At 75.2% G+C, this 12895-nt stretch carries 12 protein-coding genes; 7 read left to right on the top strand and 5 right to left on the bottom strand.

All coding sequences use genetic code 11. The features are described from left to right. The first annotated feature begins 159 nt into the window (after nt 1-159). The 4 genes from GV126_RS15745 (at nt 160) to GV126_RS15760 (ending at nt 4029) form a co-directional block, all read left to right on the top strand. Nucleotides 160-1596 carry an MFS transporter gene (locus tag GV126_RS15745; protein WP_419796093.1) on the top strand — a complete coding sequence of 479 codons (1437 nt, stop codon included), beginning with the start codon at nt 160-162 and terminating at the stop codon, nt 1594-1596. 162 nt (nt 1597-1758) lie between these two features. After that, nucleotides 1759-2226 (top strand): DUF2771 domain-containing protein, encoded by a 468-nt coding sequence (locus GV126_RS15750; protein WP_159666993.1) that lies wholly within the window; start codon nt 1759-1761, stop codon nt 2224-2226. Nucleotides 2227-2288: 62 nt separating this feature from the next. Continuing rightward, the gene (locus GV126_RS15755; RefSeq protein ID WP_236570261.1) at nt 2289-3131 is read left to right on the top strand and encodes a futalosine hydrolase; all 843 of its coding nucleotides are present in this window, start codon (nt 2289-2291) and stop codon (nt 3129-3131) included. Continuing rightward, nucleotides 3112-4029, top strand: a complete 918-nt coding sequence (locus GV126_RS15760; protein ID WP_236570009.1) for a 1,4-dihydroxy-6-naphtoate synthase — start codon at nt 3112-3114, stop codon at nt 4027-4029. The genes GV126_RS15755 and GV126_RS15760 overlap by 20 nt, the downstream gene beginning before the upstream one ends. A 265-nt stretch (nt 4030-4294) precedes the next feature. On the opposite strand, the gene GV126_RS37300 is transcribed toward GV126_RS15760, so the two are convergent. Continuing rightward, nucleotides 4295-4678 carry a cold-shock protein gene (locus tag GV126_RS37300; protein ID WP_028421546.1) on the bottom strand — a complete coding sequence of 128 codons (384 nt, stop codon included), beginning with the start codon at nt 4676-4678 and terminating at the stop codon, nt 4295-4297. A 164-nt stretch (nt 4679-4842) separates the two neighbouring features. Between GV126_RS37300 and GV126_RS15770 the strand changes: the two genes are divergently transcribed. After that, nucleotides 4843-5112, top strand: coding sequence for a hypothetical protein (locus tag GV126_RS15770; protein WP_028421545.1), 270 nt, complete (start codon nt 4843-4845; stop codon nt 5110-5112). A 60-nt stretch (nt 5113-5172) separates the two neighbouring features. Here GV126_RS15770 and GV126_RS15775 read toward each other — a convergent pair whose 3' ends face one another. Together GV126_RS15775 and GV126_RS15780 are read right to left on the bottom strand one after the other, a co-directional pair. Then, a complete protein-coding gene (locus GV126_RS15775) occupies nt 5173-5835 on the bottom strand; it encodes an HAD family hydrolase (protein WP_159666999.1) in 663 nt (220 codons plus the stop codon). Between the two features lie 95 nt (nt 5836-5930). Then, nucleotides 5931-6263, bottom strand: a complete 333-nt coding sequence (locus GV126_RS15780; protein WP_236570010.1) for a hypothetical protein — start codon at nt 6261-6263, stop codon at nt 5931-5933. 494 nt (nt 6264-6757) lie between these two features. Between GV126_RS15780 and GV126_RS15785 the strand changes: the two genes are divergently transcribed. Next, nucleotides 6758-9313, top strand: a complete 2556-nt coding sequence (locus GV126_RS15785) for a helicase C-terminal domain-containing protein (RefSeq protein ID WP_159667002.1) — start codon at nt 6758-6760, stop codon at nt 9311-9313. A gap of 65 nt (nt 9314-9378) precedes the next feature. Then, on the top strand, nt 9379-11022 hold the full coding sequence (locus GV126_RS15790) for a DNA repair helicase XPB (protein ID WP_159667005.1): 1644 nt from the start codon (nt 9379-9381) through the stop codon (nt 11020-11022). On the opposite strand, the gene GV126_RS15795 is transcribed toward GV126_RS15790, so the two are convergent. Both GV126_RS15795 and GV126_RS15800 read right to left on the bottom strand, forming a co-directional pair. After that, nucleotides 10988-12238, bottom strand: a complete 1251-nt coding sequence (locus GV126_RS15795; RefSeq protein WP_185947356.1) for a glycosyltransferase 87 family protein — start codon at nt 12236-12238, stop codon at nt 10988-10990. The two genes, GV126_RS15790 and GV126_RS15795, sit on opposite strands and share 35 nt — an antisense overlap. Nucleotides 12239-12270: 32 nt before the next feature. Further along, complete coding sequence (locus GV126_RS15800; RefSeq protein ID WP_236570011.1) at nt 12271-12459, bottom strand: hypothetical protein; 189 nt, start codon at nt 12457-12459, stop codon at nt 12271-12273. Nucleotides 12460-12895 lie beyond the last annotated feature (436 nt).

The raw sequence follows: 12895 nt of genomic DNA on the forward strand, positions 1-12895 counted from the left end.
GTCATAGTGCCCCGGAACGGCCCCCGGTAGCGCCATTGCGGCACGGGGGCCGGACGAGTGCCCGGTCGGGTGGCCGTGCGGGTGGCGCTGTCGTGTCCGGGCGGCTTTGTCCGTGCCGCAATGGCGCTACCGGGGGCCGTTCCGGGGCACTATGACGGAGTGACAGCCGGGAGGACGCCCTCCGAGACCGCTGGGATCGACGAGCCCGAGGGGTTCGAGGAGGGCAGCCGAGACAGTGGTTCGGGCCGGTTCGGCGGGTCCGTCCGCGCGGTGGGCCGTGCCCTGCGCCTGCCGGTGACGGGAACGGTCCGCGGCATCCGCCGGGCCACGCACGCGCACGGCGCCGGCGAGTCGGGGCTGGGCAAGCTGATCGAGCTGCACGCGGTGAACGGCGCCGGTGACGTGATGATCACCGTGGCGCTGGCCTCCACCGTCTTCTTCTCCGTGCCCACCGACGAGGCCCGCGGCCGGGTCGCGCTGTACCTGGCCATCACCATGGCCCCCTTCACGGTCCTCGCGCCCGTCATCGGCCCCCTGCTGGACCGGCTGCCGCACGGGCGGCGCGCCGCGATGGCCGCGGCGATGCTCGCCCGGGCGCTGCTCGCCCTGGTCATCGCGGGCGCGGCGGCCGGGGGCGGGCTGGAGCTGTATCCGGCGGCGCTCGGCGTACTCGTGGCCTCCAAGGCCTACGGGGTGGTCCGCAGCGCCGTCGTGCCACGGCTGCTGCCGCCGCGCTTCTCCCTGGTGAAGGCCAACTCGCGGGTGACGCTCGGCGGGTTGCTGGCCACCGGGGCCGCCGCGCCCGTCGGGGCGGGACTGCACCTGGTCGGGCCGCGCTGGCCGCTGTACGGCGCCTTTGTGATCTTCGTCGGGGGAACGTTCCTGTCCTTCTCCCTGCCGCCCAAGGTGGACTCGGCGCGCGGCGAGGACCGCGCCCTGCTCGCGGCGGACACGGGCCGGCTGCACGGGCCGCGGCGGGAGGGTGCCAAGCGGCCGGGGCTGCGGACGGTGGGCACGGCCGTCACGCACGCCCTGGCGGCCAACGCGGCCCTGCGCTGCCTGTCCGGCTTCCTGATCTTCTTCCTCGCCTTCCTGCTGCGGGAGCATCCGCTGGCCGGCGCGAGCGCGGCGGTGTCACTGGGCATGGTCGGCGCCGCGGCGGGCGCGGGCAACGCGCTGGGCACGGCGGTCGGGGCCTGGCTGCGGTCGCGGGCGCCGGAGGTGATCATCGTGACGGTCGTGGCGATCGTGCTGGGGGTGGCGGTCACGGCCGCGGTGTTCTTCGGCGCGTTCCTGGTGGCGTGTCTGGCGGCGGTCGCCGGGTTCGGGCAGGCGCTGGCCAAGCTGTCCCTGGACGCGCTGATCCAGCGGGACGTGCCCGAGTTGGTGCGCACCTCGGCGTTCGCGCGCTCCGAGACGCTGCTGCAGATGTCCTGGGTGCTGGGCGGCGCGATCGGCATCGTGCTGCCCCTCAACGGCCTGCTGGGCCTGGCGGTGGGCGCCGCGATCGTGGCGGCGGGCTGGCTGTCGACGGTCCGCGGCCTGCTCGCCTCGGCCCGCCACGGCGCACCCGACCGCCCGGGCACGGCCGTCTGACCTCGCCCGCCCCGAGCCCGGCCCGAGCCCGCCCCGAGCCCGGTCCGGCCGGCCGCTGCACGTGCCGCCGGCCGCCGCGGCGCGGTGCCCGCCGGGTGGGTGCGGCGGCACGCCGTACCCCCGCGTGGGCAGGGGTGTGGACACGCCCGATAGCCTTCGGCCATGACCTTGCTGCAATCCGCCGTGCGACGCCGCCGCGCCGTCGCCGCCGCCGGTGCCGTTTCCGCCGGACTGCTCGCCCTGTCGGCCTGCTCCAAGCCGACCCCGGTCGCCGCGATCACCGTCGGCGGCGACTCGGTGCACGCCGAGGCCACCTGCTACAACGACGGCAAGGCGCTCAAGACCGCCGACCTGCCGAAATGCCTGAAGTCGGACCACTCGATCAAGGTCGACCCCGACGAAACCGTGCGGTTCGGTGTCGACCCGGACATCGCGGACAAGGGCTGGACGATCCTGATGAACGGCCAGCCGCTCACCGACTCCAGCACCAAGACGTACCGCACCATTCCGGGCAGCGTCTTCTTCAACGCCCAGTACGGCGCCAGCGGCAACACCACCTGGATCGCCGTGAAGGAGGGCGAGAAGGACGTGACGGGCATCTGGTCCTTCAAGCTCGAGAAGGCCTCCTGACCACGTCGGTGTCCTTTCCGCGCGTCCTCGTCGCCACCGCCGTCCCGGCCGAACGGGACGCGGTGGCACGGGCGTTCCCGGCCACACCGGCCCACGAGGTGCGGCTGCCCGCGGCGACCCTGCACCGCATCGCCGCACCGGCCACGAACGAGCCGCGCGAACGGCAGGACGAGCGCGAACGGCCGGACCGGCGGGGACGGCAGGAAGAGCGCGAACGGCCGGACCGGCAGGAACAGCTCGAACAGCTGGACCGGCAGGAACGGCAGGGCCGGCAGGACCGGTGTGAACCGCAGGACGTCGGCGGCCGTTTCGATCTCCTGGCCGCCGGTGTCGGCCCCGCCCTCGCCGCCGCCTCCACCGCCGCCGCCCTGACCGCCGCCGCGCTCGACGGCGCCCCTTACGACCTCGTCGTCTCCGCCGGCATCGCGGGCGGCTTCCTGCCCGACGCGCCCCGGGGGGCCCTCGTCGTCGCCGACGAGATCACCGCGGCCGACCTGGGTGCCGAGACCGGCGAGGGCTTCCTGCCGGTGACCGAGCTCGGCTTCGGCACCGTCACCCACCGTCCGCCCGAGCCCCTCGTACGGGCGGTCACGGCCGCGACCGGCGCGGTGCCCGGGACGGTGCTGACCGTCTCGACCGTGACCGGTACCGCCGCCCGCGCCGCCGCGCTGCGCGGGCGCCACCCCCGCGCCCTGGCCGAGGCGATGGAGGGGTTCGGCGTCGCCGAGGCGGCCGCCGCGCACCACGTGCCCGTCCTGGAGCTGCGCGCGGTCTCCAACGCCGTCGGCCCCCGCGACCGCGCCGCCTGGCGCATCGGCGAGGCCCTGGCCGCCCTGACCGAGGGCTTCGGGAAGCTCGCCCCCGCACTGGAGAGTTGGAACGCACATGACCTCGCAGAACCTTGAGCAGCCCGCACCCGAGCAGCCCGCTCCTGAGCAGCGGTCCGAGCAGCCCGCCTCCGGGCAGCGGCTGCGGATCGCCTACTCGCCCTGCCCGAACGACACCTTCGTCTTCGACGCCCTCGCCCACGGCCGCGTCCCCGGTGCGCCCGCGCTCGACGTCACCTTCGCCGACATCGACATCACCAACGGCATGGCCGAGCGCGGCGAGTTCGACGTGCTGAAGGTGTCGTACGCGGTGCTGCCGTACGTCCTGGACGAGTACGCGCTGCTGCCGTGCGGCGGCGCGCTGGGCCGGGGCTGCGGGCCGCTGGTGCTGACCCGGGAGCCGGATGCCGACCTCAGCGGCCGTACGGTCGCGGTGCCGAGCGAGAAGTCGACGGCGTACCTGCTGTTCCGGCTGTGGGCCGCGGACACCGTGCCCGGCGGGGTCGGCGAGATCGTGGTCATGCCGTTCCACGAGATCATGCCGGCCGTGCGGGACGGCAAGGTCGACGCGGGCCTGGTGATCCACGAGGCGCGCTTCACGTACCAGAACTACGGCCTGCACAAGCTCGCCGACATGGGCGAGCACTGGGAGGCCACCACCGGCCTGCCGATCCCGCTGGGCGCGATCATCGCCAAGCGGTCGCTGGGCGAGGAGACGCTGACGCGGCTCGCCGACGCGATCCGGGCCTCGGTCCGCGCGGCCTGGGACGACCCCGAGGTCTCCCGGCCGTACGTCATGGAGCACGCCCAGGAGATGGACCCGGCGGTCGCCGACCAGCACATCGGGCTGTACGTCAACGAGTTCACCGCCGACCTCGGCGCGGACGGCTACGCGGCGATCCGCGGGCTGCTGACCCGCGCGGCGGCCGAGGGCCTGCTGCCGGCTCTGGGCCCGCAGGCCCTGGACTTCCCGTAGATCCCCGATTCCCCTCGCACGGGTGATCACCCGCCCGGATGATCACCCGACAGCGGTCCGGTTGATCGCTCGCACTCGCCACCGGTCCGGCTGGTCACCCGACCGACCGCACGACGGTGGGCCGACCCGGCCGGACGACGGTGAGCCGACCCGACCGGACGACGGTGAGCCGACCCGACCGGACGAGGGTGAGCGGATCCGGCCGGACGACGGTGGGCGGGTCCGGCCGGTCCAGGCATCCGGCTGCTCCGAGGCGTCCGGCCGGTCAGACGTCCATCTGGTCGGCGACCGCCCGCAGCAGGCCGGCGACCTTCTTGCCGGCCGCCTTGTCCGGGTAGCGGCCGCGCTCCAGGGTCTGGCCGACGTTCTCCAGCAGCGTGGTCAGGTCCTGCACGATGGAGAGCAGCTCGTCGGGCTTCTTGCGCTGGGCGGCCGCGACCGACGGGGCCGGCTCCAGGAGCGTCAGGGAAAGGGCCTGGTCACCGCGGTGTCCGGCGACCACGCCGAACTCCACGCGCTGTCCCGGCTTGAGCGTGTCCACTCCGGCGGGCAGGACCGAGGAGTGGACGAAGACGTCACCGCCGTCGTCACGGGAGAGAAAGCCGAAGCCCTTCTCGCTGTTGAACCACTTGACCTTGCCGGTGGGCACGTCCGTCCTCGTCCTCGTACTCGTCGGAAAACTGCTTCTTGAAACGGCTCTGATAGCACTGGGGCGGGTCGCTGCGGACCCGCCGGTATCCAGGCTAATGGTCTTGGGGCCGGTGACAAGACGTCGCCCGGCCGTTCCCTCGGGCTGGGAACTACCCTGGTCCGGTGCGTGACAAAACCCAAACGAATTCCGCCGAGCCCGGGGACCGGCTGATCCGCGCCGGTGCGATCGTCTTCTTCATCGGCACGGTGGCCACCCTGGTCACGGTGGCTCCGCTGTTCTTCGGCGCGAAGCCCTTCCCGACGTACATGTACGGACTGAGCATGCTCATGGCGGCGGGGTTCCTGATCGCGGGTGCCGGGGTGCTGCGGTCGATCGCCGCGGGGCGCCGCCGGGCGCGCGGCGGCACCGAGCAACCGGCCGCCTCGCGCTAGCAGGCTCTCTGCCGCACGTGAGCGCGTCAGCGCGCGGCGTCGGTGCGTCAGCGCCTGGCGTCAGCTGCCGCTCCCGCCGGCTTCCTGCTGCTGCGGCCGGTCGCCGAGGTAGCCCTCGAACCATTGCGGGAAAGCGGTGAGGTCGGCCAGGACGACGTCCGCGCCGGCCGCACGCAGTTCCGGCTCGCCGCACGGGCCGGTGGCCACCGCCACCGACAGGGCGCCGGCCGCGCGGGCGCCGCGGACGTCCCCGAGGTGGTCGCCGACGTACACCTCGGCGCCGTACTCGCGCAGCGCCTCGGCCTTCTGCTCCGCCCACAGGCCGCCGATCACCGCGTCCGGCTCGATGCCCAGGTGCTCCAGGTGCAGCTTGGCGTTCGGCTCGAACTTGGCGGTGACGACGATCGCCCGCCCGCCGGCCCGCCGCACGGCCGCGACCGCCTCCCGGGCGCCGGGCATCGCGAGCGTGGGCGCGATGGCGGTCGCCGGGTACAGCTCGCGGTACAGGTCCGCGACCGACTCGACCTCCTCGGGCGGGAACCAGTTGACCAGCTCCTCGCTGAGCGGCGGGCCGAGCCGCGTGACGGCCAGGTCGGCGTCGACGTACGTCCCCGTCCGCTCGGACAGCGCCAGGTAGCAGGCGCGGATGCCGGGACGGGAGTCGATGAGGGTCATGTCGAGGTCGAAGCCGACGGTCGGCGCGGGGGAAGTCATATGGGCCATTGTGCCGTGCGGGCCGTGACCGCCCGGCGCGGGCCGGAACTCCCCCAGCTCGAATCAGGGGGCCGGGGAGGGGGGACGTCGGCTCGGGTGCCGCGTCAGCGCTGCCGCTGGGACCGCCAGACCAGGAACAGCGCCGAGGCCACCGCCGCGCCCCGCACCACCCAGGGCCAGGTCTGGGTGAGCGCGTCGTTCATGTGGCCCTGCGTGACGGGGTCGCCCCAGCGGCCGGTGGTGCGGCCCCACAGCCACCCGAGCCCGGCCGCGACGGCCAGGCCGGGCATGCCCAGCACGGCCCACTTGGTCTCCGCGGGGCTCAGGCGGCGTGAGCCGTAGGCGATGACCCAGCCGAGCAGCAGCGCGAACCAGTTGCCGAACACCGCCCCGGCCACCAGCAGCACGGCCGCGCACAGCAGCAGGGGATTGCGCATGCTCCCGGCCGGGCGGCGCAGCAGTCCGAGGCGGCGACGGGCGGGTTCCGCCGCGGCCGGGGGTGCCTCCGCCTCCGCCGCCGGAGACCGCCGTACCCGTGCAGCGGGAGCCGCGGGCGCGTGAGGACGAGGCGGCGGACGCCGCCGGGACCGGCACCACGGCGCGGGCCCTGCCCGGGGCCCCGGCCCGGGTGCCCCCGTGGGGGGGCGCGCGGGCCGCGGGGCCGGGGGGCCGGGGGGGGCGGGCGGCGGCGGGGCGGGCGGGGGGCGCGCCGGCGGGGGCGGGGGGGGGGCCGCGCGGGGGGCCGGGGCCGCGGGCGGTCGCGCGGCCGGCGGGGGGCCCTGGGGGGGGGCGCTCGGCCTGGGGCTGGCAGGGGCGGTGCTGGCCCTCACCGACCTGCCGTCCTTCGGCACCTCCGGGACCACGGTAGCGGGTGGGCACGACCGCGACCGAGCCGCCCCCGCGGTCGTGCCCACCCGCTACCGTGGGTCGGATGAGCAGCGACGACAAACCGGCGGAACCGGCGGCGGCCCCCCGCTCGCTCGCGGAGGCGCTGCGCGCGCGGGACGACGCCGCCCTGGCCGCGCTCCTGCGCAGCCGCCCCGACCTCATCACTCCGGTCCCCACCGACCTGACCCAGCTGGCCACCCGTGCCGGGACCCGGGCGTCGGTGGTGCGGGCGCTGGAGCGGCTGGACCGGTTCGCGTTGCAGACGGCTCAGGCGCTGGCGGTGGCCGGTGATCCGGCGACGTACGGCGAACTGCTCGGCCTGATGGCCGGGGACGCCGGGGACCCGGCGGTCGAGGCCGCCCTGCCCCGCGCCCTGGGCACCCTGCGCACGCAGGCGCTGGTGTGGGGCGCCGACGACCGGCTGCGGCTGGTGCGCACCGCCCGCGAACTGCTCGCCCCCTCCCCGCAGCACCCCTCGCCGACCGGGCTCGGCCCGACGGTCAAGGAGGCGACGGCCGGCATGTCGCCGGGGCGGATCCAGGAGATCCTGGCCACCGCCGGGCTGCCCTCGACGCACGACTCCGTCTCCGCGGTGGCCGCGCTGACGGAGCTGTTCACCGACCGGGACCGGCTGTCCGCGCTGCTCGCCGGGCTCCCGGCGGACTCCCTGGAGGTGCTGGAACGGCTGGTGTGGGGCCCGCCGTACGGGCAGGTCACCGCCGACCCGGCGCCCCGGCTGCGGCTGCTGCTCGACCGGGGGCTGCTGCGGCCCCCCGCGCCGGGCACGGTCGTCCTGCCGCGCGAGGTGGCGCTGCACCTGCGCGCGGGCCGCGCGCACCGCGCGCCCGAGCCGGTGCCGCCCGCGGTGACGGCGGCGGCGACCCACCGTCCCCAGGTGGTGGACGCGACGGCCGCCGGGCAGGCGTACACGGCGCTGGCCACCGTCGAGGAGTTGCTGAAGGACTGGGACGAGGGCGGCCCGACCGTGCTGCGCGCCGGCGGCCTGAGCGTGCGCGACCTCAAGCGCACCGCCGTCGCCCTGGACGTGCCCGAGCCGGTGGCCGCCTTCTGGGTGGAGCTTGCCTACGCCGCCGGGCTGGTGGCCTCCGACGGCGAGGTCGACGAGCGGTACGCGGCCACCCCGGCCTACGACGAGTGGCTGCAGCGGCCCGCCGCCGAACGGTGGGCCCACCTGGCGCAGACCTGGCTGGCGGCGACCCGCACGCCGGGCCTGGTCGGGGGGCGGGACGCCAAGGACCGTGCGCTGTCCGCGCTGGGCCCGGGCCTGGACCGCTCGGCCGCGCCGGAGGTACGGCACCGGGTGCTGTCGCTGCTCGCCGCGCTGCCGGAGGGGGCGGCGCCGAACGCCGAGTCGATGCTGGCCCGGCTGCGCTGGGAGCGCCCGCTGCGCGGCCCGCAGCGCGAGCGCGACGAGGAGCACGACCTGCGCACCCGGCTCGCCCGGTGGACGCTGTCCGAGGCGGAGCTGCTGGGCGTCACCGGGCGCGGCGCGCTGTCCACCCACGGGCGGGCCCTGCTGGGCGCCCCCCAGCCGCAGCCCCGCAGCGCCGAGGAGCCCTCCGGGCCCGGTGACAAGCTGCCCGTCCACCACCACCCCACGCCTGCGGTGCCCGCCCTCTCCCCCGCCGAGCAGGCCGCTGCCGCGGCCACGGCCGCGCGGCTGCTCGCCCCGCTGCTGCCCGAGCCGCTGGACCACGTCCTGCTCCAGGCGGACCTGACGGCGGTGGCGCCCGGGCCGTTGCAGCGCCCGCTCGCCGACATGCTGGACGTGCTCGCGGGCGTGGAGTCCAAGGGCGGCGCGACCGTGTACCGGTTCACCCCGGCCTCGGTCCGCCGCGCCCTGGACGCCGGGCAGACCGCCTCCGACCTGCACGCCTTCCTCGCCGAGCACTCCCGTACGCCGGTGCCGCAGCCGTTGGCGTACCTGATCGACGACGTGGCCCGCCGGCACGGCCACCTGCGGGTGGGCGCGGCCTCGGCGTACGTGCGCTGCGACGACGAGACGCTGCTGAACGAGATCCTGGCCGACAAGCGCTCCACCGGCCTCGGGCTGCGCCGCCTGGCGCCGACCGTGCTGGCCGCGCAGGCGGACCCGGCCGCCCTGCTGGAGGGCCTGCGCACGATGGGCTACGCCCCGGCCGCCGAGTCCGCGCAGGGCGATGTGCTGATCACCCGGGCCGACTCCCACCGCACCCCGCCGCGCACCCCGCCCGAGCCGGTCCCGGAGGGCCCGCCGGTCCCGGACGCCACGCTGCTGTCCGCCGCGATCCGCGCCATCCGCGCCGGCGACCTGGCCGCCACCGCCCCGCGCAAGCCGGCCGACGGTGCCCCGGTGGCGCCCGGCGAGCTGCCGCGCACGAGTTCCGCGGAGACCCTGGCCACCCTGCAGGCGGCGGTCCTGACGGGCGAGGCGGTGTGGATCGGCTACGTCAACGCCGACGGCGCCGCGAGCCAGCGGGTCGTCGCCCCGATCCGCGTCGAGGGCGGCTTCGTGACGGCGTACGACCACACCGCCGACGAGGTGCGGACCTATCCGCTGCACCGGATCACGGGGGTGGCGGAGCTGGCGGAGGACTGACGGTGATCGCCGGGGTTTGAGGCACACTGGACGTTTGGCCGTCGTGGAAAGGGTGTGTGCTGCACGTGAACGGTCCCCTCATCGTCCAGTCCGACAAAACCCTGCTGCTGGAAGTCGACCACGAGCAGGCCGACGACTGCCGGCGGGCCATCGCGCCGTTCGCCGAGCTGGAGCGGGCGCCGGAGCACATCCACACCTACCGGGTGACCCCGCTGGGCCTGTGGAACGCCCGGGCGGCCGGGCACGACGCCGAGCAGGTCGTGGACGCGCTGGTGCAGTACAGCCGGTATCCGGTGCCGCACGCGCTGCTGGTGGACGTCGCCGAGACGATGGACCGCTACGGGCGGCTGACGCTGTCCAAGCACCCGGCGCACGGGCTGGTGCTGACCACCACCGACCGGCCGGTGCTGGAGGAGGTGCTGAAGTCCAAGCGGATCGCCCCGCTGGTCGGCGCCCGCATCGATGCGGACACCGTGGTCGTGCACCCCTCCGAGCGCGGGCAGATCAAGCAGGTGCTGCTGAAGCTGGGCTGGCCCGCCGAGGACCTGGCCGGGTACGTCGACGGCGAGGCGCACCCGATCGAGCTGCGCGAGGACGGCTGGGCGCTCAGGCCCTACCAGAAGCAGGCCGTGGAGAACTTCTGGCACGGCGGCAGCGGGGTCGTGGTGCTGCCGTGCGGCGCGGGCAAGACGCTGGTCGGCGCCGGGTCCATGGCCCAGGCGAAGTCCACGACGCTGATCCTGGTGACCAACACCGTCTCCGCCCGGCAGTGGAAGCACGAGCTGGTGAAGCGGACCTCGCTGACCGAGGACGAGATCGGCGAGTACAGCGGCACGAAGAAGGAGATCCGGCCCGTCACCATCGCCACCTATCAGGTGCTGACGACGAAGCGGAAGGGGATCTATCCCCACCTGGAGCTGTTCGACTCCCGGGACTGGGGCCTGATCGTCTACGACGAGGTGCACCTGCTGCCCGCGCCCGTGTTCAAGTTCACCGCCGACCTGCAGGCGCGGCGGCGGCTCGGCCTGACCGCGACCCTGGTGCGCGAGGACGGCCGGGAGTCGGATGTGTTCTCCCTCATCGGGCCGAAGCGGTTCGACGCGCCGTGGAAGGAGATCGAGGCGCAGGGCTACATCGCCCCCGCCGACTGCGTCGAGGTCCGGGTGAACCTGACCGACTCCGAGCGGCTGGCCTACGCCACCGCCGAGGCCGAGGAGAAGTACCGCTTCTGCTCGACCACCGCGACCAAGCGGAAGGTCACCGAGGCCATCGTCCGCCGCTTCGCCGGACAGCAGATCCTCGTCATCGGCCAGTACATCGACCAGCTCGACGAGCTGGGCGAGCACCTGAACGCCCCGGTGATCAAGGGCGAGACGTCCAACGCCCAGCGCGAGAAGCTGTTCGACGCCTTCCGCTCGGGCGAGATCAACGTGCTGGTGGTGTCGAAGGTGGCCAACTTCTCCATCGACCTGCCGGAGGCGACGGTCGCCATCCAGGTCTCGGGCACCTTCGGCTCCCGCCAGGAGGAGGCCCAGCGCCTGGGCCGGGTGCTGCGTCCCAAGGCCGACGGCCACCAGGCCCACTTCTACTCGGTGGTCGCCCGCGACACCATCGACCAGGACTTCGCCGCCCACCGCCAGCGCTTCCTGGCCGAGCAGGGCTACGCCTACCGGATCATGGACGCGGACGAACTGCTGGCCGAGAACTGAGGCCACGCCGGCGGGCCGGCGGCCGGGCCTCCCGCCGCCGCACGGCCGTCGCCGCCAGCAGGGCGCAGGTCAGCAGCGCGTAGGGGGCGGCCAGAGGCTGCTGCCACCACGGCAGGTGCAGGTCCAGGTCGCCCGCGCGGGGGACGAACCACATCGTGCGGGCGGTGAAGCACAGCGCGGTCAGGGCCGCCCAGGTGCGGTGGCCGTCCGCCAGCAGCACGGCGATCAGCGGCACGCACCACACCCAGTGGTGGGACCAGCTGATCGGTGACACCAGCAGGGCGGTCAGGCCCGTCAGCACGACGCCCCACCGCTCCTCGTCCGTCCGGCTCGCGGCCCACAGGCCCGCCACGCCGAGGGCGACCGCCGGGAGCAGCCAGGCCGCGCCGGGCGTCTGCGTGTGCAGGGCCCGGGCGACCAGGCCCTGCAGGGACTGGTTGTCGATGATCCACGCCTTGCCCACCCGATCGGTGTCGAGGACGAGCCGGGTCCAGTAGGTCACGCTGGCCGCCGGCAGCACGAGCCCGCCCACGGCGACCGTCCCGGCGAAGGCGGCGAGCGCCGTGGCCGCCTCGCGGCGGCGCCCGCGCAGCAGCAGGTAGACGACGAAGAGGCCCGGGGTGAGCTTGATCCCCGCCGCCACGCCGATCCCGGCGCCCCTGCCGCGCGCGCCCGGCGGCCGGGTCAGATCCCACAGGACCAGGCAGGCCAGGGCCAGGTTGATCTGCCCGAAGGCGAAGGTCTGGAAGACCGGCTCCAGCCACAGGGCCAGGGCCGTCGCGGCGCACAGCAGCGGCAGGCCGGGGCCGCATCCCGCCCAGGCTGCGGGGCGATCGGCGGAACGGCGGGCAGGGCGGCCGGTGGGCCAGCCGTCCAGGTGCCCGGCGGGGAGGCCGGCGAGGCGGGCGGAGAGGTGGACCAGCCAGGCCAGCAGCAGCGCGTTGCCCGTGAGGAACACCGCCTTCAGCGCCACATCGGGCAGCCAGGCCGTCGGCACGAACAGCAGCGCGGCGAACGGCGGGTACGTCGCCGGCAGGCGTCCCTCCGTGACCGCGAAGCCGTACAGGTCACGGCCGTGCACGACGGCCGCGCCCTCGGCCCGGTAGACCAGGGCGTCGGGCATCTCCACGCCCTTGACGGCGAACAGGAGCGTGAGGGCGGTGAAGGAGACGGCGAGGAGGGCGAGCGCGGGGGCGGTGCGCGACCGGAGGGCCATCGTCCGTTCTGTCACGGACCGACCCTAGTAGGTCATGTGCGGCGTATGCCCGCTTCCTCGCCGTACTCCCCGAGGACGACGACCTCGAACGCGGCGCCCGCGAACACCCTGACGGCGTGCAGGGCGTCGGCCAGGCGGCCGTGGCGAAGGTGCTGGCGGTGGGCGGCCGTGACGTCGGCCGGGTGGGCAGCGGACGCGGGAGGGAAGAGTGCTGCGCTCATGCCTCCAGAGTGGATCGCGGGACCCCGCACCGGCATCGGTCTGCGGAGCCAACCTCGCCGCCCTTCCCGTACCCCCGTGGGCGGAGCGCATCCCCTACACCGGGCGGGTTGGCGCCCCCTAGGGGACACCGCCCGGAAGCGGCCCGGACACCGCCGGGAAGCAGCCCAGGCATCACCGGGAAGCAGCCCGGACCCCGCCGGAAAGCGGCCCGCCGCCCGCGCCGGACCGGCCGGCGGCCGGAAAAACCGTTGGCCTCCACCGCCTTCGAGGACCTAGAATCTCCGCTCTTGCCCGCCTCCCCCGCCGGGAGCGCCGCCGACCGGTCGGAAACCGGCCGGCAGATCCCGCAGCCGCCCGGTGGTGCCGCCCGCACCGCCGAGGACGACGCCCACCGCCCGTCCCGCAGGTCCTCCGGAGGCACGTCCTTGTCCACGC

Origin of the sequence: Streptomyces mexicanus, assembly GCF_902506575.1 — a bacterium.
GTDB lineage: Bacteria > Actinomycetota > Actinomycetes > Streptomycetales > Streptomycetaceae > Streptomyces > Streptomyces mexicanus.